21 protein-coding genes and 2 pseudogenes are annotated in these 21,959 nt (G+C 54.9%); 12 read left to right on the plus strand and 11 right to left on the minus strand.

The genetic code is table 11. The annotated features are described in order from the left end of the window. Positions 1–19: 19 nt before the first annotated feature. Positions 20–1,054 (plus strand): AbrB family transcriptional regulator, encoded by a 1,035-nt coding sequence (locus AAC636_RS02880; RefSeq protein ID WP_340300348.1) that lies wholly within the window; start codon positions 20–22, stop codon positions 1,052–1,054. Positions 1,055–1,068: 14 nt separating this feature from the next. On the opposite strand, the gene glpK is transcribed toward AAC636_RS02880, so the two are convergent. Together glpK and AAC636_RS02890 are read right to left on the minus strand one after the other, a co-directional pair. Then, a complete protein-coding gene (gene glpK, locus AAC636_RS02885) occupies positions 1,069–2,565 on the minus strand; it encodes a glycerol kinase GlpK (RefSeq protein WP_340300349.1) in 1,497 nt (498 codons plus the stop codon). A gap of 3 nt (positions 2,566–2,568) precedes the next feature. Further along, positions 2,569–3,348 (minus strand): DeoR/GlpR family DNA-binding transcription regulator, encoded by a 780-nt coding sequence (locus AAC636_RS02890; protein WP_340300350.1) that lies wholly within the window; start codon positions 3,346–3,348, stop codon positions 2,569–2,571. 190 nt (positions 3,349–3,538) lie between these two features. Here AAC636_RS02890 and glpD point away from each other — a divergent pair, with 190 nt between their 5' ends. Next, on the plus strand, positions 3,539–5,116 hold the full coding sequence (glpD, locus tag AAC636_RS02895) for a glycerol-3-phosphate dehydrogenase (protein ID WP_445322533.1): 1,578 nt from the start codon (positions 3,539–3,541) through the stop codon (positions 5,114–5,116). Position 5,117: 1 nt separating this feature from the next. Here glpD and AAC636_RS02900 read toward each other — a convergent pair whose 3' ends face one another. Further along, positions 5,118–6,185 carry an FAD-binding domain-containing protein gene (locus tag AAC636_RS02900; RefSeq protein ID WP_340301074.1) on the minus strand — a complete coding sequence of 356 codons (1,068 nt, stop codon included), beginning with the start codon at positions 6,183–6,185 and terminating at the stop codon, positions 5,118–5,120. An 81-nt stretch (positions 6,186–6,266) separates the two neighbouring features. Continuing rightward, positions 6,267–6,638 (minus strand): annotated as a pseudogene (locus tag AAC636_RS02905) (deoxyribodipyrimidine photo-lyase); the annotation flags it as partial. A 105-nt stretch (positions 6,639–6,743) separates the two neighbouring features. On the opposite strand from AAC636_RS02905, the gene AAC636_RS02910 reads away from it, so the two are divergent. After that, positions 6,744–7,676, plus strand: a complete 933-nt coding sequence (locus tag AAC636_RS02910; RefSeq protein WP_340297839.1) for a DMT family transporter — start codon at positions 6,744–6,746, stop codon at positions 7,674–7,676. On the opposite strand, the gene arsJ is transcribed toward AAC636_RS02910, so the two are convergent. From arsJ to trhO, 4 genes are all read right to left on the minus strand, one after another. Beyond that, on the minus strand, positions 7,656–8,909 hold the full coding sequence (gene arsJ, locus AAC636_RS02915) for an organoarsenical effux MFS transporter ArsJ (protein ID WP_340297838.1): 1,254 nt from the start codon (positions 8,907–8,909) through the stop codon (positions 7,656–7,658). The two genes, AAC636_RS02910 and arsJ, sit on opposite strands and share 21 nt — an antisense overlap. Then, entirely contained in the window at positions 8,906–9,904 is a 999-nt protein-coding gene (locus tag AAC636_RS02920) for an ArsJ-associated glyceraldehyde-3-phosphate dehydrogenase (protein ID WP_340299874.1), read from the minus strand. Before AAC636_RS02920 ends, arsJ begins: the two co-directional genes overlap by 4 nt. Before the next feature lie 3 nt (positions 9,905–9,907). After that, positions 9,908–10,732: an arsenate reductase/protein-tyrosine-phosphatase family protein gene (locus tag AAC636_RS02925; protein ID WP_340300352.1), complete on the minus strand. Its 825-nt coding sequence runs from the start codon at positions 10,730–10,732 to the stop codon at positions 9,908–9,910. Positions 10,733–10,810: 78 nt separating this feature from the next. Next, positions 10,811–11,713, minus strand: coding sequence for an oxygen-dependent tRNA uridine(34) hydroxylase TrhO (trhO, locus tag AAC636_RS02930; protein ID WP_340300353.1), 903 nt, complete (start codon positions 11,711–11,713; stop codon positions 10,811–10,813). Positions 11,714–11,792: 79 nt separating this feature from the next. Between trhO and pncA the strand changes: the two genes are divergently transcribed. Continuing rightward, a complete protein-coding gene (gene pncA / locus AAC636_RS02935) occupies positions 11,793–12,404 on the plus strand; it encodes a bifunctional nicotinamidase/pyrazinamidase (RefSeq protein ID WP_340300354.1) in 612 nt (203 codons plus the stop codon). Here pncA and AAC636_RS02940 read toward each other — a convergent pair. Beyond that, positions 12,393–13,487 (minus strand): THUMP domain-containing class I SAM-dependent RNA methyltransferase, encoded by a 1,095-nt coding sequence (locus tag AAC636_RS02940; RefSeq protein WP_340300355.1) that lies wholly within the window; start codon positions 13,485–13,487, stop codon positions 12,393–12,395. The genes pncA and AAC636_RS02940 overlap by 12 nt on opposite strands. Before the next feature lie 67 nt (positions 13,488–13,554). Between AAC636_RS02940 and pncB the strand changes: the two genes are divergently transcribed. After that, on the plus strand, positions 13,555–14,847 hold the full coding sequence (gene pncB, locus AAC636_RS02945; RefSeq protein WP_340300356.1) for a nicotinate phosphoribosyltransferase: 1,293 nt from the start codon (positions 13,555–13,557) through the stop codon (positions 14,845–14,847). Positions 14,848–15,353: 506 nt separating this feature from the next. Here pncB and AAC636_RS12490 read toward each other — a convergent pair. Both AAC636_RS12490 and arfB read right to left on the minus strand, forming a co-directional pair. After that, positions 15,354–15,811 (minus strand): annotated as a pseudogene (locus AAC636_RS12490) (MrcB family domain-containing protein). Positions 15,812–15,891: 80 nt separating this feature from the next. Continuing rightward, positions 15,892–16,308: an alternative ribosome rescue aminoacyl-tRNA hydrolase ArfB gene (arfB, locus tag AAC636_RS02955; protein ID WP_340300358.1), complete on the minus strand. Its 417-nt coding sequence runs from the start codon at positions 16,306–16,308 to the stop codon at positions 15,892–15,894. A 216-nt stretch (positions 16,309–16,524) separates the two neighbouring features. Here arfB and AAC636_RS02960 point away from each other — a divergent pair, with 216 nt between their 5' ends. The 7 genes from AAC636_RS02960 (at position 16,525) to AAC636_RS02990 (ending at position 21,958) form a co-directional block, all read left to right on the plus strand. Continuing rightward, entirely contained in the window at positions 16,525–16,674 is a 150-nt protein-coding gene (locus AAC636_RS02960; protein WP_340300359.1) for a hypothetical protein, read from the plus strand. Continuing rightward, complete coding sequence (locus tag AAC636_RS02965; RefSeq protein WP_340300360.1) at positions 16,671–17,615, plus strand: calcium/sodium antiporter; 945 nt, start codon at positions 16,671–16,673, stop codon at positions 17,613–17,615. Before AAC636_RS02960 ends, AAC636_RS02965 begins: the two co-directional genes overlap by 4 nt. A gap of 14 nt (positions 17,616–17,629) precedes the next feature. After that, on the plus strand, positions 17,630–18,409 hold the full coding sequence (locus tag AAC636_RS02970) for an SDR family oxidoreductase (protein ID WP_340300361.1): 780 nt from the start codon (positions 17,630–17,632) through the stop codon (positions 18,407–18,409). Between the two features lie 310 nt (positions 18,410–18,719). Beyond that, entirely contained in the window at positions 18,720–20,606 is a 1,887-nt protein-coding gene (gene uvrC / locus AAC636_RS02975; protein ID WP_445322553.1) for an excinuclease ABC subunit UvrC, read from the plus strand. A gap of 18 nt (positions 20,607–20,624) precedes the next feature. Further along, positions 20,625–21,239 carry a CDP-diacylglycerol--glycerol-3-phosphate 3-phosphatidyltransferase gene (gene pgsA / locus AAC636_RS02980; RefSeq protein ID WP_317656587.1) on the plus strand — a complete coding sequence of 205 codons (615 nt, stop codon included), beginning with the start codon at positions 20,625–20,627 and terminating at the stop codon, positions 21,237–21,239. 4 nt (positions 21,240–21,243) lie between these two features. Further along, positions 21,244–21,492 carry a molybdopterin converting factor subunit 1 gene (moaD, locus tag AAC636_RS02985; RefSeq protein ID WP_340300363.1) on the plus strand — a complete coding sequence of 83 codons (249 nt, stop codon included), beginning with the start codon at positions 21,244–21,246 and terminating at the stop codon, positions 21,490–21,492. Positions 21,493–21,496: 4 nt separating this feature from the next. Then, positions 21,497–21,958 carry a molybdenum cofactor biosynthesis protein MoaE gene (locus AAC636_RS02990; protein WP_340261945.1) on the plus strand — a complete coding sequence of 154 codons (462 nt, stop codon included), beginning with the start codon at positions 21,497–21,499 and terminating at the stop codon, positions 21,956–21,958. The last annotated feature ends 1 nt before the right edge of the window (position 21,959 follow it).

Below are 21,959 nucleotides of genomic sequence, written 5' to 3' on the forward strand. Positions count from 1 at the left end.
AATTGCAAAGGCCCATCGGGTGCGTCCGACCGCTCAACGCATTGTCAAAGAAACTCTGCCCACGCTTGCGCTTGGCGCGGCAGGGGCTGGGCTTTTTTGGTTGATTGGGTTTCCTGCCTATATGCTGACTGGGCCTGCTGCGGCTGTTTCGGTTGCCACGATGTTGGGGTTGAAAAGTTTAATCCCCTTGCCCCTGCGCGATGTGGTGTTCGTGGTGATTGGCGTCTCGATTGGCAGCACTGTCACACCTGAGGTGATTGAGACTGCGCTGACATGGCCAATATCCTTGGCCATTTTGGCGGTCACTTTGGTTGTGCTGATTTTTGCGCTGCGGGCCATCTTGATGCGCGGTTTTGGCTATGATGTAGTGACTGCGACTCTCGCCGCCACGCCCGGGCATCTCAGCTATGTTCTTGGGTTGTCGACCTCAATGGGCGTGGATGTGGCGCGAGTGGCTTTGGTACAGGCCACGCGGGTTTTGTTGCTGACCCTCTGTGTGCCCTTGCTGATCTCGCTTTGGGGGATGACAGGCACGGCCTATGTCGTGGATCACGGGGCCATCAGCCTTTTGGCGGCTGCGGTTGTTGTCGCGGCGGCCTTAGCTCTGGGTCTTATCTTTAAACGGTTTTCGATACCTGCGCCGCTTTTATTGGGCGCGATGGCCGCATCAGCCATTGGCCATGGGGCGAACCTGACGCCAGGCAATTTGCCGATCTGGCTGACCTCACTGGCCTTTGTGGTGATGGGTTGCTTGATTGGCACGCGATTTCGGGGGCTGGATCGCAAAGGCTTGTTGGGGGCCTTGGCGGCGGGGGCGGTGGGGACGCTCGTGTCCTGCGCGGTGGCGGCACTTGGCGCTATCATTGCGGCCAGACTGATCGGGTTGCCCCCTTCGGTGCTGCTTCTAGCATTCGCACCGGGGGGTGTGGAAATCATGGCGGCTTTGGCAGTCAGCACAGGCCTTGAGCCTGCTTTGGTTGCAGCGCATCACGTGGTACGCCTGCTGATTTTGAGCGTGGCTGTGCCACTGCTGATTGTTCGTATTAAGGCCTAAGCTTACGCAAACTACTAAGCCCCCGCTGCGATGGCCGCAGCAACCGCCCTTTGCCAGCGCGCATAATCTGAATTGCGCGTATCCGCATTCATCTTGGGCGCGAATTGACGATCTATGGCCCAAGTTTTTCTGAAGCCTGCTTGGTCTGGGTAAAGGCCTGCCTTGTAGCCTGCCAACCACGCAACGCCGCGGGCGGTCGTCTCGAGGTGCGTGGGTCGATCGACTGGCGCATTCAGAATATCGGCCACATATTGCAGGGTGTAGTCTGACGCGCTCATGCCGCCATCCACCCGCAGAACCGTTTGGCCCGTTTGCAAAGCCGCCATATCGGCGGCCATAGCCTCCATCAGATCACGGGTTTGCAAGCCCACGGATTGAAGTGCGGCGCGCGCCAATTCATTCGGCCCTGTGTTGCGCGACAGACCGAACACGGCCCCACGGCATTCGGAATTCCAATAGGGTGCGGCCAAACCCGTAAAAGCGGGCACAAGCGTGATGGCTTGTCCATTATCTGCGGCTTTGGCCATGTCTTGTGTCTCTGCCGCCGAGGCGATGATGCCCAACCCATCGCGCAACCACTGCACCACCGCGCCCGCAATATAGATGGAGCCCTCTAGCGCATAGGCCGTTTGCCCATCCATGCGATAAGCGATGGTGGTCAAAAGTTTATTCTTCGAGGGGACAGCAGTTGTGCCTGTGTTCATCAGCGCAAAGCACCCAGTGCCATAAGTGACTTTGGCCATGCCTTTGTCAAAACAAGCTTGGCCAATTGTTGCGGCCTGTTGGTCACCCGCAACGGCGCGGATCGGAATTTCTGCGCCGATGACATCCTTTGCGGTCGTCCCGAAATGCGCGTCACAATCGAGAACATTCGGCAGGACTGCGCGGGGGATATTAAAAAGCGAAAGGATATCTTCGCACCACTCAAGGCTGTGGATGTCGAACAGCATCGTGCGCGCGGCATTGGTCACATCGGTCACATGGGCCGCGCCCCCCGTCAGATGCCAAATCAGCCAAGTGTCCACTGTGCCAAAGGCCAATTCGCCCGCCTCGGCGCGTCTGCGGGCATCTGGGATTTCATCTAACATCCATGCCAATTTGCTGGCTGAGAAATATGGATCAAGCACAAGTCCTGTTTTGGCGGTGATCATCTCTTCATGCCCTGCGGCACGCAAAGTTGCGCAGCGATCCGCTGTGCGGCGGTCTTGCCAAACGATGGCATTGTGCAAGGGCGCGCTCGTTTTGCGATCCCACAGAAGCACGGTTTCACGTTGATTGGTGATGCCGATGGCCGCAATCGCCGTTGCGGATGTCTCGGCATCGCGCAAGGCGGATGTGATGCAATTTTGCGTGGTCTGCCACAAATCCATCGGGTCATGCTCGACCCAGCCCGAGCGCGGGTAGTGTTGGGTAAACTCCTCTTGCGCCTGTGCAAGGGCATCAAACCCAGCATCGTAAACAATCGCGCGGGTCGAGGTGGTGCCTTGGTCAATTGCAAGAATATGAGTCATGGTTTAGGCCCCTGTCGAACTGTATGGAATTATATGTGTTGCAAGCCCCCAATCACGGCAACGTGCGGCCAATGGGGCGTCAAGCGGATGATCTGTAAACAGCGCATCAATTTGCGAAAGTGCAGCGATTTTTGCAGGCGCGCTGCGCGTAAATTTTGAGCGGTCGGCCACCAAAAACACGTGCCGCGATTGTGAGATGATTGTCTGGCTGACCCCCACCTCTTGGATGTCGAAATCCAACATATCCCCTTCCGCATCAATGGCTGAGCATCCTATGACCGCAAGGTCAAATTTGAACTGCGCCACCGCATCCGAGGTCAGCTTACCGATCAGCCCCCCATCTGCGCGGCGCAATTGCCCGCCCGCAAGGATGATCTCGCAATTGGGATTGGCGGCAAGGATAGTCGCGACATTGATGTTATTTGTGACCACCAATAGATTCTTGTGATGCAGCAAATTTTGCGCAACGGCCTCTGTCGTGGTGCCGATATTGAGGAAGAGCGAAATGTCATCGGGTATTTGGGCCGCACAAGCTGCCGCAATGCGTGCCTTTTCTTCAGCGTATAACCCGCGCCGCATTTCATAGCCGATATTTGATACGCTCGATGGCAGGATCGCGCCTCCATGGACGCGCTCTAATTTTCCAGCATCGGCAAGATCGCTGAGGTCGCGGCGGATCGTTTGGGTGGTCACGCCAAAAAGCGCGGCCAGCCCTTCGACACTCACTTTCCCCTCGCGCCTCGCGATGTCGAGAATCTCTGGCCAGCGAAAGCTTTGCGACATGCGCGTTCCTTTTCCTTTTCGCGCATTTGCGCGGTTAACAGACCTTAGATGGCTTAAAATCTGGGGTCAATTCTTCGAATGACGTCAAAAATGAATAATTTTGAAGATTATTATTTTCGTTTGTGTTCGTTTGTGCCATAGCGGCAGCAGGTTTCGGTAGAATGAGGCCCGCAAGAAAGGCGCAATGGATATGACGAGCGAGATTGACGATCTTTTCATCATCGGCGGTGGCATCAATGGCTGCGGCATTGCCCGCGATGCGGCGGGACGCGGCTTGACGGTGCGTTTGGCGGAAATGAACGATCTGGCCTCGGCCACGTCTTCGGCATCGACTAAGCTGTTTCATGGCGGGTTGCGCTACCTAGAATATTTTGAGTTTCGCTTGGTGCGCGAGGCGCTGATTGAGCGTGAAACTTTGCTCAAAGCCATGCCTCATATTTCTTGGCCGATGCGGTTTGTGCTGCCCTACCATAAAGATATGCGCTTTGAGAGCCAAACCCCGACATCGCGACTATTGGCGCGGCTTATGCCGTGGATGACGGGGCGGCGTCCGCAATGGTTGATCCGATTTGGCCTGTTTCTTTATGACCACTTGGGCGGGCGAGACATATTGCCTGGAACCTCGGTGGTGGATTTGCGCAAAGGCCCTGAGGGGGCGGCGCTGCACCGTAAATTTTCCAAGGCCTATGAATATTCAGATTGCTGGGTGGAAGACAGCCGTCTTGTGGCGCTGAATGCCCGCGATGCGGCCGAGCGTGGCGCAGTGATCTTGCCGCGTCACAAGGTGGTGACCGCCAATCCGGAGAATGGCATTTGGAAGATCAGCACCCAGACCCGCGATGGTCAAACCTATCACCATCAGGCGCGGATTTTGATCAATGCCGCAGGGCCATGGGTAAGTGATGTGATTGGCCAGAAGATCGGCCAAAACAGCAAAGGTGGCGTGCGTCTCGTGCGGGGAAGCCATATTGTGACCAAGCGTCTTTATGACCATCAGAAATGCTACTTCTTTCAGGGTGACGACGGGCGCATATGTTTCGCCATTCCTTATGAGCAGGATTTCACCTTAATCGGGACGACCGACAAAGATCACCGCGACCCCGATACCCGCCCCGAATGCAGCATCGAGGAGCGGGATTATATGCTGGCCTTTGTGAATAACTATTTTCGCACGGCTGTCACTGCCGAGGATATCGTGTGGTCTTATTCTGGTTTGCGGCCGCTCTATGATGACGGGGCGCAATCGGCATCTGCCGCCACGCGGGATTACACGCTGATCCTGGAAGGGGATGGGGATGCGCCCTTGCTGAATATTTTTGGCGGCAAGATCACGACCTATCGCCGCTTGGCAGAATCTGCGCTTGAGAAAATCGCGGAGTTCACGAAATCCGCGCGCAGGCCGTGGACGGCGGGGGTAGCCTTGCCAGGTGGCGATTTTGCTGTGGGGGATGTGGATCGGTTGATTGCAAGCCTTGCAGCGGCTTATCCGTTTCTTACGCCCAAATGGGCCACGCGCCTCATTCGCGCCTATGGGCGGGATGCTTGGACGATAATGGCGGGGGCTCAAACATCAGAGGATCTCGGTCGCGATTTCGGCGCAACTTTGACCGAGGCAGAGGTGCGTTGGCTTATGAAACACGAATTCGCGCAAACAGCCGAAGATGTGGTTTGGCGGCGCAGCAAGTTGGGGCTGCGGCTAGACCCATCACAAATAGCGGCCCTTGATGCATGGATGCAAAGCGCCGCAACGCAGATGGCGGCAGAATAGGCTAATCAAACAGGGACAATTGTGCCGTAGGGTGTTTGGCGGCACGTTTTGTCTTGCGGGGGGATTTGCGGCTGCCATGGCGGGTGAGAACTGCAACCGCGCCCGCCTTGTGATCGGGCGCACGGCGCTTGGCCCAAATCTGATCTTTGGCCCATTTGGCGCGCGCCGCAGGATCAAAGATGGGGTTGGGGTAGGTTCGTCCCAAAATGCCATGCGCGTCAGGATGCAACCACGGGCGGTGCAGGGCATCCCCTGAGAGCTGTGCAAGTTCAGGCACCCAACGGCGGATGAACACCCCCGAGGGGTCTTGATCCAACCCTTGCTTGATTGGGTTGTAGACGCGGATCGTGTTGATGCCCGTTGTGCCAGATTGCATCTGCACCTGTGACCAATGAATTCCGGGCTCATAATCGGTGAACATCCGTGCCAGATGCAGGCCAGTTTCGCGCCAATGGAACCACATGTGATAGCTTGCAACTGCCATCACCATCGCGCGCATCCGAAAATTCAGCCATCCCCTATGACGCAGGGATCGCATACAGGCGTCCAGAAAGGGCAGCCCCGTTTGTCCGTGTTTCCACGCTTCAAACCATGGGTGTCCCTGCGGGTCATCGCGCAGGCCATCATAGGAGTGGTGCATATTTTCCCATTCAATCCGTGGCTCGTCTTCTAGTTTTTGGATGAAATGGCAGTGCCAATAGAGGCGAGATTGAAAGGCGCGCACGGATCCGCGCCATTCTTTGTGGCTCGGCCCTTTGAGGAGGGTGCCTGCGCGGTGTGTGGCGGCTTGTGCGACCTCGCGGAGCGAGATCGTGCCGAATGTGAGATGCGGCGAAAGGCGCGAGCACGCATCAGCGCCAACAAGTGGGCTAGACATTGCCGATCGATAGGGCGCGCCACGTTTGATGAGAAAACTGTGCAGCAGCGCGCGTGCTGCTGTTGATCCGCCGTCTTGCAGATCATCCCCGCCATCAGGCGCAAGGCCCAAATCCGCAGGCTTAGGTAAATCCAAACTGGGCGTTTCGTAAATTGGCTCAAGATGTGGCACTGAATGGCAGGGATCCAACATCTGCCTGTTCCATTCCCCCGCCCATCCATTGCGCGATTTTAAGGTTCGGATCACACCGAATTGACGGGGTTCATGCCACGGGATGGATTTTGATTTGCACCAAGCTGCCACCCTTTTGTCGCGCGCATATGTCCATCCATTCCCGGTTTCTTGATGCGACCAAAGCGCGGCGATCGGTTGTTGGGCTGCTAGTTCGTCTAAGATGGAAACAGCATCCCCACGTCGGATTAAAAGAGGCTGACCCAAACTTGCTAGTGTATCATGTAGTTCAGCTAACGATTGACGAAGAAACATCCAATGTCGTGCGCTTGCATCGGGTTCAGTCCAAAAATCAGGTTCAATAATATACACAGGCAAGACGGGCCCTCGGGCTGCAGCTGAGGCAAGGCATGCTTGGTCTGTGACACGTAAATCACGTTTGAACCAGACAAGGTGTACGGGCCATTGTTTCATGTTGAGTTACAATAGTCTTAGTTTCGGCCGTGTCAGTAATTTGTATGGTCGACAGTATTAAATTTACAGCCTAACAGTAACTGATAAAGCAAAATTGGATTGACGATGCCAACTGTTCCAGACCTCCCGCAGAACATTGTAGTCGCTAAAAATTTGCCTAGAGCTCCCGATAATATTAGGGGCCTGGTGTTGATGGGCTTAGGCTTTTTTGTATTCGCTGCTGTTGACACAATGGCAAAGTTTTTGACAGACGGATTCCATCCAATCCAGATTGTTTGGACCCGCCAGCTAGGTCTTGTTTTTGGTGTAATTGTAATATTGCTCTGGCGCGGAACTAAAATCTTAAAAACTGCGAAGCCCAAATTACAATTTTTGCGGGGTGCACTGGCTGTAGGTTCGGCAACCTGCTTTATAACAGGAGTTAGCTTTGTCCCTTTGGCCGATGCAATCTCAGTGACCTTTATAGCTCCGCTGATTGTCACCGTACTTGGCGCATTGATTCTACGTGAAAAGGTGGGCCTACACCGATGGTCAGCTATTTTTGTTGGATTTTTAGGTACACTGATTGTAATTAGGCCAGGCTTAGGGATCGTCCATCCGGCAGTATTTTTGATAGTATTGGCTGCGAGTATGTTTGCGGTTCGCCAAGTCCTGTCCCGTATGATTGCACCCTATGACAATACATACACAACTGTTGCTTACACTGCTCTTGTTGGGGTGGCGGTTATCAGCATACCTCTTCCATTTTTCTGGGCATGGCCAAGCGATAAGAATTCCTTAATCATAATGTTCTTCATGGCAGCGTTTGCGGGCTTGGGCGAGCTTTTGGTGATCCGTGCGCTTGAGATCGCGGAAGCTGTAGTTTTGGCCCCCGTGCATTACTCAATGATATTATGGTCAGTGATGTATGGGTATTTGGTTTTTGCGCAATTACCAGATGGATGGACCCTAATTGGCACCACTTTGATCGTTGCAACTGGTCTTTATACTATGCATCGTGAACGCCTTGCAGCGCGCTCACGCCCTCCCACAGTTTAGGCGATTTGCGGCGACAGCCGATAAGGCCAAAAATCCGCTTGCCACCATCAAGCAGGCCTCAACCCCGCCCCATTGATAGGCAAGGCCCGATAGGCCCGTGCCCAACAATCGGCCTGCCGCATTCGCCATGTAATAGAAACCAACATCTTGGCTGACCCGCTCGGATTTTGAAAATGCGAGAATGAGGTAAGAGTGCAGTGCCGAATTCACGGCAAATATCGCGCCAAAGACCAACAGACCCAAGACCAGCGTCACAGTCAGCCAAGGGGCGGGCGCGCCTGCGGTGGAGACAGTAATCGCCAAAAGCGCAGGGATTGGCACAAGCGCCAAGGCCCATTGGCGCGCGCTTGCGGACAGCCGCCCCAAATCATTGGCCCCTTTGCGCAGGATGCGCGGGGCCATGGCCTGAACAGCGCCATAAAAGATGATCCAGACCGCCATGAAGGTGCCAATCATGAAAAAGGCTGCGCGTCTGCTTTCATCGCTGCCATCGGAAAGAACGGCGTAGAAATAAACCGGGATGCCCACCACAAACCACACATCCCGCGCGCCGAATAAAAAGACGCGGGCAGCAGACAGACGATTGATATTTTTGTCTCGCGAGATGACGGTGGAAAACTTGGTCGCTTTGTTGCCTTTGGGCAGGCCGTCTGGCATGAAGAAAAGCAGCGCCACAAGGATCAGTGCCAAAATAGCTGCCATGCCCAACAAGGCGGTGTTGTAGCCATAAAGTGCCAAAAGGCCTGCGCCCAAAAGGAACCCCAATCCCTTTACCGCGTTTTTTGATCCTGTCAGCCAAGATACCCATTTCAGCAATCCAGCCCCTTCGGGTGCCAAAAGTTTGACAGCCGATTTTGAGGACATTTTCGCCAGATCCTTGGCCACGCCTGAGGCCCCTTGCACGGCCATCACATAGGCCACAGATGCGCCGATCGACCACGCAGGATCCAGTGCGGTAAGGGCCAAAAGCGCACCAACCTGTAGGATCAGCCCCGCATATAAGGTGCGGGTCAGGCCAAACCGCGCGGCCAGCCAGCCCGCAGAAAGATTGGTTATGACGCCTGCAATCTCATAGAGCAAAAACAGATAGGCCAATTGAACGGGACTAAAGCCGCGCTCGTGAAAGGCCAAGAGAACCAACATCCGAAGCGCGCCATCCGACAGCATAAACGCCCAATAAGCCGCTGTTACGGCGATATAGGCGGGCAGGGCGGATGGCTTTGGCGCGGTCATAGACTTGCGCCAACCATGCGCGCGACATCAATCAGGCGATGGGCATAGCCCATTTCATTGTCATACCACGCATAAATCTTGGCCTGCGTGCCATTAATGACCATCGTGGATGGCCCATCCACAATCGAGGATCGCGTGTCATTAGTGTAATCCGCACTCACCAAAGGGCGCGCTTCAAAGCCGAGGATGCCGTTCAGCGCCCCCTCTGCCGCACGCGCGAAGGCTGCGTTGATTTCCGCCGCCGTGGCCTCGCGGTCTAGCTCAAAGACACAATCGGTCAGGGACGCGTTCAACAGAGGCACGCGCACAGCGTGCCCATTCAGCTTGCCCTTCAATTCGGGATAGATCAGCGTGATCGCCGTGGCACTGCCCGTTGTGGTCGGAATCAGTGAGTTCAGCGCAGACCGCGCGCGGCGTAAATCTTTGGCTGGCCGATCCACGATGGTTTGGGTGTTTGTGACATCATGGATTGTGGTGATTGAGCCGTGCTTGATGCCAAATTCTTCCATCATCACTTTGACCACAGGGGCAAGACAATTTGTGGTGCAGCTTGCCGCTGTCACGATGTCATGCGCGGAAGGGTCATAAATCTCGTGGTTCACGCCATAGACGATATTCGCGGTGGGGCCATCTTTGACGGGGGCGGAGACAATGACCTTTTTCACGCCTGCGGCGAAATAGGGCGCAAGGGCCGCAGCTGTTTTAAATTTCCCCGTGCAGTCAATGACCACATCCACCCCCTTAAGGGGCAGGTCATGGATGTCTTTGGTGCCAATAAAAGGAATGCTTTGGTCATTGATGATGACAGCATTCTCTGTTGCTGAGAAAGACGCGGGCCAGCGACCATGCACTGTGTCAAACTCCAACAGATGGGCATGCATGGCGGCATCACCGACCGCATCATTGATCCAAGCGATCTCTGCGCCCGCCTCAAGCAAGGGCCGCAGCGCAAGCTTGCCGATGCGGCCCAATCCGTTCAGCGCGTAGACAGTCATATTTCAATCCTCTTTAGAAGTCTCTGCGATGTGATCCACCGCCTTTTGCAGCGCCGCGCGTTCTAGGCTTTCAAGGGGCAGGGCGGTGAAGGCGGCAATACGATTAAGCAACGCGCCATAGGTTGCCTGAAAAGCCAGCCCCCGCTCAGCGACGCTACCTTGGGCCTTTACAGGGTCAGGCAGGCCCCAGTGCCCGCTGACAGGCTGTCCCGCCCAAGCGGGGCAATCCTCATTGGCGGCCACATCGCAGACTGTAAAAACAAAATCCATCTGCGGGGCTTCGGGCGCTTGGAAAACGCTAAGATGCTTAGAACTGAGAGCAGAGGTATCATGCCCTTTTTGGCGCAGCACCTCGAGCGCGAGCGGGTTGAGCGTGCTTTGCGGTTGGACACCGGCGGAGTATACGCGAAACCGATCCCCACCTATATCGCGTAGCAAAGTTTCAGCCATGATGGAGCGTGCCGAGTTTCCCACACAGAGGAACAGCACATTAAATGGCCTGCCGTAATTCTGCGGGTCAGGCGCACAGTCAAACTGAAGGTTTACCCGTCCACGGCAGCACTCTGAAAATAGAGCAGCCATCATATCATGGGTGGTGTCCATCGCTACGCGATAGCGCAGCGAAGTGCCTTCGCGTTCTTGCACGATCAACCCCGCCTGATGGAGTGCCCCAAGATAGGCCGACAAGGTCGAGGGTTTAACCCCCAAAGCAGCACCAATTTCCCCCGCCGCGACCGCATCAGGATAACGGCGCATTAGCAGGCGAAAAATATCAAGGCGTGGGCCATGGCCCAAAGTTGACAGCTGTGTGACGAGTATATTTTCCATATTTCGTGAATAATCGAAATAATGAATCGAGCAAAGCCTCCAATGGCGCTGTCATGAAAAATTCACGGAGAGCGTAAACTAGCCTGCCAAATGGCTTTCACCGCGGGCTTTGGCCAAGGCAATCTGGTGCTGACGTTCGCGGAAACGCACGCGATCTTCATCGCTGTGCTCGCCCATACATTGATGACAGGAGACGCCTTCTTCGAAATGAGGATGTCTGCGATCTTCGTCAGAAATCGGGCGGCGACAGGCACGGCACAGACCATAAGGCCCCTGTTTAAGGCCGTGACCGACAGAGACGCGTTCGTCAAAGACGAAACATTCGCCCTCCCAAAGGCTGCTTTCTTGTGGCATTTCCTCAAGATATTTTAGGATGCCGCCTTTGAGGTGATACACCTCCTCCACGCCTTGATCCTTGAGGAACGCGGTGGATTTCTCGCAACGGATGCCACCGGTGCAGAACATTGCAATCCGCTTGTTGTGAAAGTGATGTTTGTTTTCCTCCCACCATTGTGGGAATTGGCGGAAACTTTCGGTATGTGGATCAACCGCGCCTTTGAAAGTGCCAATGGCCACTTCGTAATCATTGCGCGTGTCGATCACAGCGACATCAGGGGCCGAGATCAATTCGTTCCATTCTTCAGGCGCAACATAAGTGCCCACGATTTTGCGCGGATCAATTTCTGGCACACCCATCGTGACGATCTCGCGCTTCAGGCGCACCTTGAGGCGGCCAAAGGGCATTTCGGTGGCTGTGCTTTCTTTCCATTCAAACGCCGCACAACCAGGCAGGTTGCGGATATGGGATAGCACCGCGTCAATCCCCGTGCGGCTGCCTGCGATGGTGCCGTTGATCCCTTCGTGCGCCAAAAGAAGCGATCCCTTGATCTCCTGCGCCTCGCAAAGCCCAAGCAGGGGCGCGCGCAACTCTTCGGGCGCGTCAAATCGGGTAAAGTGATAGAGAGCGGCGACAATATACATAGCTGCGCATTTACGCCCTTGCATTGTGCAACTCAACCCTTAGGTGATGCGGCACGCTGCCCTATACGGAGACCATGGTATGAAACCCGATACTCACGCGCTTTTGGTGATTGATGTGCAAAATGACTTTTGCGAAGGCGGTGCCTTGGCTGTGCCTGAGGGCAGCGCGATTGTGGCGGGGATCAACGCCTTGATGGATGACTATGCCGCCGTGATCCTGACCCAAGATTGGCATCCCGCGGATCATTCCAGTTTTGCAAGTCAGCATGAGGGGCGCGCGCCCCTAGAGATGATTGAGATGCCCTATGGCCCACAGGTTTTATGGCCTGATCATTGCGTGCAAGGCAGCGCAGGGGCGGAATTTCATCCAGAACTTCGCACAAACCGTGCGGATCTGATTATTCGCAAAGGGTTTCGCCCTGCTATCGACAGCTATTCTGCGTTTTTCGAAAATGATCACCAGACCCCCACGGGGCTTAAGGGATATTTGCGCAATCGTGGGATCACGCATCTGACCATGGTCGGATTGGCGACAGATTTCTGTGTCAATTATTCCGCGCAAGATGCCGCAAAACTAGGGTTTGCAGTCGACCTGCGCCGCGATTTGTGTCGCGCGATTGATCTGGGCGGATCATTGGCGACAGCTTTGGATGACATGGCCGCTTTGGGTGTGATGATGTCAAAGGGCTGATTGATAGAGTTTGACCGTTAACCCACCGAAGGCCACGGGGCGGCTCACCTCTGACCATGTCAAACCTGTGGCCTTGGCTAACCCTTCGTCCGATGTGACCATGCCAAATTGCCATCCTGTGAACCGTTCGCGCATGACCGCACCAATGGCGCCGTAAAGCCCAAACAACAATTTGCGATTGCCAATCCGCGCGCCATAGGGCGGGTTCAGAATGACCAACCCTTTTTGCTTTGTCGGTGGTTCAAGCGCGCTGAGGGGCTGACAGGCAAAGCTGGTCCATTCCGCAACACCTGCACGCTCGGCATTGGCGCGCGCGCCTGTAATGGCCCCTTGGTCGCGGTCGAACCCGTAAAATTGCACGGCCTCAGCCTCGCGTGAGGAAAAATTGCGGCGCATTGCAGACCAATCAGCAATCTCAAATCCGGCAAGATCTTCAAACGCAAAGCGGCGCGCACGCCCTGCGGGCAACCGCGCGGCAATCTCGGCGGCCTCAAGCAAAAACGTGCCAGAGCCACACATCGGATCAACCACAGGCATCCCGCCATGATAGCCGCAGGCCCGCAAAAACGCGGCTGTAAGGGTTTCTTTCATGGGCGCTTTGCCGATGAATTCTTTGGCGCTCCGTTTGTGCAAGCTCTCACCGGATGTATCGAGGCTGAGTGTGCAAAGATCATCTTCGATGCGCAGTTTGACAACAATCAGCGCCTCAGGGTTCGGCGTGCTGCCAAGCGCCGCGCTGATTGCCCCCTCAATTCGTTCCGCAGCTGCGCGTTGGTGGTAAATCTTTGATTTGCGGCAGGTGGCCTCAACGCGCCAAGCTCGATCAGGACGCAAAATGCTGGCCCAATCTAATTTGCGCGCGCGCTTGTCCAATTGTGCCAGATGCATCGCGCGGAATTCCGCGATACGGATCAATACGCGTCCCGCGCAGCGCAGCCAGAGATTGGCACGCATTGCCTCAGCGAGATCACCCTGACAGATCACACCCCCTGCCACAGATTGCACGCCCGAGAAGGATAAGCTGCGCGCCTCCTCGGCGAGGATATCCTCCAATCCTGGGGTGCCTTGCAGGAAAATTTCCATCGCTCTTGCCTTTATGGCCTATGATTTGCTCTAAACGGCGCGAAACACGCCTGCTTGGAGCCTAGCCATGGTCGATATCGCCACCCGTGTCCATAACCATCGCTGGAGGATTGACCCGATCGTGCGCTCGCTGATCGACACGGATTTCTATAAATTGCTGATGTGTCAGTCAGTCTTTCGCAATCGGCCCAAAACCCAAGTCGCATTTTCACTGATCAATCGCACAACGCGCATCCCGCTTGCGCATCTGATTGATGAGGGTGAATTGCGTGAACAATTGGATCATATCCGCACCCTGCGCCTGACGCGGGGCGAAAGCACGTGGCTGCGCGGGAATACATTTTATGGCAAGCGCCAGATGTTCCGCCCCGATTTCATGGAATGGTTCGAGGCGCTGCAACTGCCCCCCTACCATCTGGAACGGGTAGGAGATCAATATGAGCTGACCTTTGAAGGCGCATGGCCCGAAGTAATGCTTTGGGAAATCCCCGCGCTTGCAGTTTTGATGGAATTGCGCGGGCGCGCTGTCTTGAAAGACATGGGTAAGTTCGAGTTGCAGGTGCTCTATGCCCGAGCGATGACAAAGCTTTGGGAAAAAACCGAAAGAATGCGCCCGATTGAGGGCCTGCGCATTGCCGATTTCGGTACTCGCCGCCGCCATTCCTATCTATGGCAGGATTGGTGTGTGCAGGCGATGATCGAAGGTTTGGGGGTTAAATTCGCGGGCACCTCAAATTGCCATATCGCGATGAAGCGCGACATTGAGGCCATTGGGACGAATGCGCATGAATTGCCGATGGTCTATGCCGCCTCGGCCCGCGATGATACGGAACTGGCTCGGGCGCCCTATGATGTTCTTGCGGATTGGCATGAGGAACATGATGGCAATCTGCGCATCATCCTGCCCGACACCTATGGCACGGCGGGGTTCCTCAGGAACGCGCCCGATTGGTTGGCGGGTTGGACGGGTATTCGTATCGATTCAGGCCAACCCGAGGCAGGGGCCGAGGCAGCGATTGACTGGTGGAAATCGCGCGGTGAAGACCCCACGCAGAAATTGGTGATCTTCTCGGACGGGTTGGATGTCGACCGCATAGCCGAGCTGCACGCCAAATTTTCAGGCCGCGTGCGCGTGTCCTTTGGTTGGGGCACGCTGTTAACGAATGATTTCCGCGGATTGGTCGAGGGGGATGCGCTTGCCCCCTTCTCACTGGTCTGCAAAGCCATCCGCGCCGATGGCCGCCCCACAGTCAAACTGTCCGACAACCCCGAGAAGGCGATGGGGCCAAAGGATGAAATCGCACGCTATAAGCGCGTGTTCGGTGTGGGAGAACAGGAACGGGTGGAGGTGGTGGTTTAGGGGAGTATCAGTCTGAGATACTTAAATCTCATTTGTTCCTTAAGATGGTCAATCTCGCTTGTGTCCATTTGCTTGTGGATCATACGATGGCAGGTCGGACAAAGCACAAGGAAATCATCTGGAACCATATACCTTTTTGTCTGTCCTTCAGATAGGGTTTGCAAAGGGGCGCAGTGGTGAACATCCAATGGTATGTTGATAGCTGGCCCCCGATAATTCCAGTCGATGCGCGGATCCAAGCCACAACATTCACAGACCGCTTTTCGAACTGAGAGGACTTCGCGGCGCACCTTACCCGAACGCTCAATTTTGCGAGACAATACGTAGCGCCTAGTTTCATCAATGTTGCTCGAGTTTGCTTCAGCATACATCATGTCATTTGGTGTCGATCCGCCTCTCTCGATAAGTGTTTGGTAGGCGGCCAGCATCTTTTCGAGATCGTCGCACACCACCTTTTAATTCAAATCCGAAAGGCTATATGTTCGACCAAAGGAATGTCCGGCAATTTAGCCCGATGGCAAGTCTTCGTCAGAACCCAAATCGATCGTTCCGGTATCAAATAGTCGTGCATACTCGGGCACTCTCTGCGCCATATCCAGAGCCCGGCGCTGCAGCACTTGTCGTCCGTTAAGCCTGCCAAATTCTTTGTACACTGCGGTAGTGCCTTGGTTCATTGACAGAGTAACAGTACGAGTTTGTGGGTTGATTAAGTAGACAACATAAAACCCTTAGTCGCGGATTCTGTTTCCAGAGGATCAAAAAAGGCTAACCATGGAACAGCGGCCCAATTACCTGCACCGACACTAGCCTTCAATTTAAGTTCATAAGGCTTTCCAAATAGTTGCTTCTTCGCTTCTGCTGCGACGTCACGGCGAACGAAATTCCCAAAGTCGCTATTGCAAAAGGGCTTCATGCGCTCATGGGCGTAGTCTCTTGCAATCTTGCCGAGCATTTCAGCGAGCATATGTCCTCCATTTTTATGTTTAATTTATAACATAATGTTGCTTAGGAATAATGCATTTTTAAAAATGGGGGGATCACCTCTCATCCCTCCACCTTCCCGCGTCCTGCCTTAACCTCGGCGCGCAGTTTTTTGCCCTTGATCCGCCGTTCCACCGATCCCTTTGTGGGGCGGGTGGGGCGGCGGGGTTTGGGCGCGACCAACGCCGCGCGGATCATCTCGGCCAGTCGTTCGCGTGCGATCTCGCGGTTGCGGGCTTGGCTTCTGGTGTCTTGCACAAAGATCACCACAGCGCCGTCTTTTGTCCATTTCTGGCCCGCGATGCGTTCCAAGCGGCGTTTGACGCATGTGGTCAGATGGGGGGAGCGGGCAGCCTCGAACCGCAATTCCACTGCCGTTGAGACCTTGTTCACATTCTGACCGCCTGGCCCTTGGGCGCGGGTGAAGCTTTCGGTCAATTCCCAATCGGCAATGGTGATCTGGTCGGTGATGGTCAGCATCTGGGTCTGCCTTGCGGGTTTGTGCGGGCATCATAGCGGGCAAAGGTGGATAATCCCAGTGGCGATCCTTTGCCCCAAGCCCGTAAGATTTCGCAGATGGCGCCCCTTGTTTGAAGGGGGGGGCATCGTTACATGAGGGGCTATGATGAAAAGACCACTCCGCCCTCATCTTGCACAAGCCCCTTGGCCCCCTGTTTTTGGGCGGATTGATTTGTGATGCTGAAGATCATCAGCCTTTTTCTTATTTTTATGGCCGTGCTTGCCATGTTTGGAAAGCTGCGCCTGCCCAAGTTCAAATCGCGCAAGCCGCGCTTTCGCCCAGATCCCCTAAAGCGTGATCCGAGAGACGAGGACAAACCTCAATGACCGCGCATATTGCCTTGGCTGTTTTGGGCTTGGTGATCCTTGTTCTTGCGGGGGATGCGTTGGTGCGGGGGGCTGTCAACCTTGCGTTGCGGTTGGGCATTTCGGCCTTAGTCGTCAGCCTGACCGTGGTGGCCTTTGGGACATCTGCGCCAGAATTGTTGGTGTCGATCCAAGCAGTGCTTGGTGATGCACCAGGCTTGGCATTGGGCAATGTTGTGGGGTCGAACATCGCCAATGTTCTTTTAGTCTTGGGGCTGCCCGCAATTATTTCCTGCCTTGATCCCAGTGTCTCGGACACGCGCAAGAATTACGTTTTCATGCTTTGCGCCAGTTTGGTCTTTGTCGTGCTTGCGTTTCTGGGGCCCTTTATCTGGTGGCATGGTCTGATCCTTCTGGCGGTTTTTGCGCTAATATTGGGGGATCAAATTCGTCACGCCTTTGCGGGTGATGCGCCCGAAGAATTACCCGAAGAATTGGAAGAAGCTGATCCGTCCATGCCCTATTGGAAGATTGGCATGTATCTTGGGCTTGGCTTGATTGGTCTGCCTTTGGGGGCGGATCTTTTGATTGATAGCGCCACAGAAATCGCGCGCGCCTTTGGCGTGTCGGAGGTGGTCATTGGTTTGACCCTTGTGGCCCTTGGCACCAGTTTGCCCGAATTGGCGACATCTGTGATGGCCGCATTGCGCAAACATGCAGATGTGGCCTTGGGCAATGTAATTGGCTCGAACATCTTTAATTTGGTTTTTATTGTCGGGGTCGCGCCATGGTTTGGCGCCATTCCCGTGGATGGCGAATTCCTGCGCTTTGATCTGTGGGTGATGTTGGGCACTTCGCTGATCTTGCTGCCTTTTGTGTTTTTCCGGTGGCGCATGGCGCGCGCGGTGGGACTTCTCTATGTGGCGCTCTATATCAGCTATGTAAGTTTCTTATTGCACTAGTCGGAGGTTCACAGATGCCCGCAGCTTTGGTGACAGGCGCAGGTCAGCGCTTGGGTCAGGCAATGGCAATTGCATTGGCGCAGGCGGGTTATGATGTGGCGATCCATTATGCCTCATCCCGCGAAGGGGCTGAGGCGACCGCAGCAGCCGTTCGGGCCGCAGGGCGTCAGGCGGTTTTGGTGCAGGCCGATCTTTTGGACGAGGCGGCGACACAGGCCCTTTTGTCCGAGGCCCGCGCGTCAATCGGGGCGCATTTTTCGGTTCTTGTCAACAACGCCTCCATATTCGAGCATGATACATTTGGGGGCCTCACCCGCGAAAGTTGGGATCGGCATATGAATTCCAACTTGCGCTCAAGCGTGGTCTTGTCCGAAGCTTTTGCCGCGCAGGCCCCCAAAGCCGTGCAAGATAGCGGCGGTGAGCCGCGCGCAACCTCAGTCATCATCAACATGATTGACCAAAGGGTGCATAAGCTGACCCCTGATTTTGTCAGCTACACATTGGCAAAATCCGCATTGTGGACATTTACCAAAACCGCCGCGCAGAATTTGGCGCCCGATATTCGCGTAAATGCCATTGGGCCCGGCCCAACATTGCGCGGGGGACGGCAGGATGCAGCGGCCTTTGCCCGCCAGAGACAAGCCACAATTTTGCATCGTGGCGCCGATTTGGACGATATCACCGATGCGCTCATCTATCTGGTGAAAGCTAAGGCTGTGACAGGCCAAATGATCGCCGTAGATGGGGGGCAGCATCTGGCTTGGGCGACCCCTGATGTTATAGGAACAGAATAGGTCTAATTTTTGATCATGATTAGAGTTTTCCACCGTGGTTCCTTAGGTGACGTTTAGGTAAAGTTTAAGTAACGATTTGATCACAAAGCCTGGCTGGAAAAGAAAATAATTAACAAATTCAAATAGTTAAAAAGACGCCTAAAAATTGTGCAATTCACAGAACCCTCCGAAAAACAAAGAAAAATTTCGATGCTTCAAGGGTTTTCCGCAGGTTTATCCACAGGTTTAGTGGACATATTTTCCCTTGAACTTGGCTGCTCTTCGTTGCAGCGCGAATTGGAATCAGGGCAAGCTTTGCGTCATGGATGACATGTTAGAAAACAGCGTGGAAATTAGCCCCTCAGGAGATGCGCCGCGGCAGGGGCATGAGGTCATTCGCGACTACATTAAGACGCTAGATCAAAGCCCTGGTGTTTATCGCATGCTCGACGCGCAGAGCCGCGTTTTGTATGTTGGCAAGGCGCGTGCCCTCAAGCGGCGGGTGTCGAATTATGCGAAACCCTCGGGGCATAGTCCGCGTATCGCGCGGATGATTTCGGAAACTGCTTCGATGATGTTTCTGACAACGCGCACCGAAACCGAAGCGCTGCTGTTAGAGCAAAATCTGATTAAGCAGCTCAAGCCGCGATACAATGTTTTGCTTCGTGACGATAAAAGCTTCCCGAATATCGTAATCGGGGCAGCGCATGATTTTCCGCAAATCCGCAAACATCGAGGCGCCAAGACGGAGAAAGGTCAGTATTTTGGCCCCTTTGCTTCGGCGGGGGCGGTTAATCGCACGTTGAACCAATTGCAAAAAGTGTTCTTGCTGCGCAATTGCAGCGACACGACTTTTGACAGCCGCACGCGGCCCTGTTTGCTCTACCAGATTAAGCGGTGTTCTGCGCCATGTGTTGGCTATATTAGCGCATCAGAATACGCCGCGAGCGTGGCTGATGCCGCGCGGTTTTTGCGCGGGAATTCCACCGAAATTCAAGAGCAGCTTGGCGTGCAAATGTCGGAGGCTGCCGAAGCGATGGAATATGAGCGCGCTGCAGCCCTGCGCGACCGCATCCGCGCGCTGACGCAAGTGCAGGGCACCCAAGGGATCAACCCACAAACTGTGCGTGAGGCCGATATCATCGCCTTACATATGGAGGGCGGTCAGGCCTGTGTTCAGGTCTTTTTCATCCGCGCCAACCAAAACTGGGGCAACCATGACTATTACCCGCGCTTGGGTGGTTCTGAATCCCCCGATGAGGTCATGGAGGCCTTTTTGGGCCAGTTCTATGATAACAAGGAACCCCCACGCCAAGTGATCCTGTCGCATGGGCTGGAGGAGGCCGAGCTGATGGAGGCCGCTTTGGGCCAAAAGCGCGGTGGCAAGGTTGAGATCCTCGTGCCACAGCGTGGCGAAAAGGCGGAATTGGTTGAGGGGGCATTGCGCAATGCCCGCGAAAGCCTTGCACGGCGTATGGCCGAAAGCGCCACCCAAGCAAAATTGTTGCGCGGTTTGGCCGATGCGTTTGGCCTAGATGGCGCGCCCGCGCGTATAGAGGTTTATGACAACTCGCATATCCAAGGCGCGCATGCCGTTGGGGCCATGATTGTTGCGGGGCCAGAGGGCTTTCTCAAAAGCCAATATCGCAAATTCAACATCCGCGGGGATGATCTTACCCCCGGGGATGATTTTGGCATGATGAAAGAGGTTCTAACGCGCCGCTTTCAGCGCCTCCTTAAGGAAGATCCTGACCGCAAATCCGATGCTTGGCCTGACTTATTGCTTATCGATGGTGGGGCGGGGCAGATCAGTGCTGTTGCTGAGATCATGGGGGATCTGGGTGTTGACGATGTCCCCTTTATCGGTGTCGCCAAAGGTGTAGATCGTGATGCGGGCAAGGAAGAGTTCCACCGCTATGGGGCGCGTCCCTTTGCGCTTAAGCGCAATGACCCTGTGCTCTATTTCATCCAACGCCTGCGCGATGAGGCGCATCGCTTTGCGATTGGGGCGCATCGCGACAAACGATCAAAGGCGATTGGCGCGACCCCGTTGGATGAGGTTCCCGGCATTGGCGCCACCCGCAAGCGGGCGCTTTTGGCCCATTTTGGAAGTGCTAAGGCCGTGTCGCGCGCAGATTTGGCAGATCTTAAGGCGGTAGAAGGAATCTCAGATCGGATGGCAGAAACCATCTATGCCTTCTTCCATGACGGGGCGTGAGCGGATAAGATCGAACCTATGACATGGACACTTCCAAATATTCTGACGGTGCTTCGCCTGTTAGCCGCGATTGCGGTCGGCGTGGTGTTTGCAATCTTTCCGCGTCCGATTGCCGATTGGGTGGCATTGATCCTGTTTATCGGCGCAGCCACCACCGATTATCTGGATGGATATTTGGCCCGCAAATGGGCGCAAGTTTCCCGTTTCGGTGCCATGCTTGATCCGATTGCGGATAAGGCCATGGTGGTGATCGCCTTGGCAATCTTGGTCGGGCTGTTTGATCTATCCGTGGCCCTGATCACACCTGTTGTTCTTATCCTATTTCGCGAGGTCTTCGTCTCTGGCCTGCGTGAATTCTTGGGCGCGGATGCAGGGCGACTTAAGGTTACAAAACTCGCCAAATGGAAAACCATGGTACAGATGGTTGCGATTGTCTTGATGTTCTTATGGGCGATTGCAGAGCATAATATGCACAATGACCATTCATTTGGCACCTTTGGCTTGCACGTGCTGCGCGATGCTTTGGCGTGGGGTGGCATGGGGATGTTGTGGCTTGCAGCCGTTTTGACCTTTGTCACAGGGTTTGATTACTTCCTCAAAGCCTTGCCATTCCTCAGTGACCAGAAAGGCTGACGGGATGATTGAACTGAGATATTTCGCATGGTTGCGCGAACGCATTGGCGCGGATCGCGAGATGATCAGCACCGATGCGGCAACAATCGCCGATTTGATTGCTGAGCTGCGCGGTAAATCTGACGCGCATGACTTGGTGTTTTCGGATCTATCCGCTGTGCGCGCGGCGGTTGATCAGGAATTGGTCGATTTGGATCATCCCGTTCAGGGCGCGCGCGAGATTGCCTTTTTCCCACCAATGACGGGGGGCTAGGGCCATGGCGGTAGATGTCCGCGTCCAATCTGCGCCGTTTGATTTGGGCGCTGAGATTTCGGATTTCGCCGCGGCTGCAACGGGTGCGGGCGCTGTCGTCAGTTTCACAGGTCTGGTACGCGATTTGCCCGATCAAAGCCTCGCTCATATGGAAATAGAGCATTATGCAGGCATGACTGAAAAAGCGCTTGGTGCAATCGCCGCCGAAGCGCAGGCGCGCTGGCCGTTGATCCGCGTCTTGATCATCCACCGCTACGGCAAACTTGTGCCGTCAGACCAGATCATGATGGTAGCGACCGCTTCGCCCCATCGCAAAGCAGCATTTGAAAGCGCCGATTTCCTCATGGATTATCTAAAGTCCCGTGCGCCATTCTGGAAAAAAGAAGCGCGCCACGATGGGCGCGCGGATTGGGTAGAGGCCAAAGATGAAGATGAGGCCGCGCTTGCCCAATGGGTAAAACCTTAGC

Source organism: Roseobacter sp. HKCCD5988, assembly GCF_037830355.1.
Taxonomy (GTDB): Bacteria; Pseudomonadota; Alphaproteobacteria; order Rhodobacterales; family Rhodobacteraceae; genus M30B80.

Coding starts and splice junctions, on each gene's coding strand:
- AAC636_RS02970 (WP_340300361.1), top strand. CDS start 17,630: ATGCCCGCAGCTTTGGTGACAGGCGCAGGTCAGCGCTTGGGTCAGGCA.
- pncB (WP_340300356.1), top strand. CDS start 13,555: ATGGTCGATATCGCCACCCGTGTCCATAACCATCGCTGGAGGATTGAC.
- pgsA (WP_317656587.1), top strand. CDS start 20,625: ATGACATGGACACTTCCAAATATTCTGACGGTGCTTCGCCTGTTAGCC.
- glpK (WP_340300349.1), bottom strand. CDS start 2,565: ATGACTCATATTCTTGCAATTGACCAAGGCACCACCTCGACCCGCGCG.
- uvrC (WP_445322553.1), top strand. CDS start 18,720: ATGTTAGAAAACAGCGTGGAAATTAGCCCCTCAGGAGATGCGCCGCGG.
- AAC636_RS02920 (WP_340299874.1), bottom strand. CDS start 9,904: ATGACTGTCTACGCGCTGAACGGATTGGGCCGCATCGGCAAGCTTGCG.
- trhO (WP_340300353.1), bottom strand. CDS start 11,713: ATGTATATTGTCGCCGCTCTCTATCACTTTACCCGATTTGACGCGCCC.
- AAC636_RS02900 (WP_340301074.1), bottom strand. CDS start 6,185: ATGTTGGATCCCTGCCATTCAGTGCCACATCTTGAGCCAATTTACGAA.
- AAC636_RS02925 (WP_340300352.1), bottom strand. CDS start 10,732: ATGGAAAATATACTCGTCACACAGCTGTCAACTTTGGGCCATGGCCCA.
- AAC636_RS02960 (WP_340300359.1), top strand. CDS start 16,525: ATGCTGAAGATCATCAGCCTTTTTCTTATTTTTATGGCCGTGCTTGCC.
- arsJ (WP_340297838.1), bottom strand. CDS start 8,909: ATGACCGCGCCAAAGCCATCCGCCCTGCCCGCCTATATCGCCGTAACA.
- arfB (WP_340300358.1), bottom strand. CDS start 16,308: ATGCTGACCATCACCGACCAGATCACCATTGCCGATTGGGAATTGACC.
- AAC636_RS02965 (WP_340300360.1), top strand. CDS start 16,671: ATGACCGCGCATATTGCCTTGGCTGTTTTGGGCTTGGTGATCCTTGTT.
- AAC636_RS02990 (WP_340261945.1), top strand. CDS start 21,497: ATGGCGGTAGATGTCCGCGTCCAATCTGCGCCGTTTGATTTGGGCGCT.
- glpD (WP_445322533.1), top strand. CDS start 3,539: ATGACGAGCGAGATTGACGATCTTTTCATCATCGGCGGTGGCATCAAT.
- moaD (WP_340300363.1), top strand. CDS start 21,244: ATGATTGAACTGAGATATTTCGCATGGTTGCGCGAACGCATTGGCGCG.
- pncA (WP_340300354.1), top strand. CDS start 11,793: ATGAAACCCGATACTCACGCGCTTTTGGTGATTGATGTGCAAAATGAC.
- AAC636_RS02890 (WP_340300350.1), bottom strand. CDS start 3,348: ATGTCGCAAAGCTTTCGCTGGCCAGAGATTCTCGACATCGCGAGGCGC.
- AAC636_RS02910 (WP_340297839.1), top strand. CDS start 6,744: ATGCCAACTGTTCCAGACCTCCCGCAGAACATTGTAGTCGCTAAAAAT.
- AAC636_RS02940 (WP_340300355.1), bottom strand. CDS start 13,487: ATGGAAATTTTCCTGCAAGGCACCCCAGGATTGGAGGATATCCTCGCC.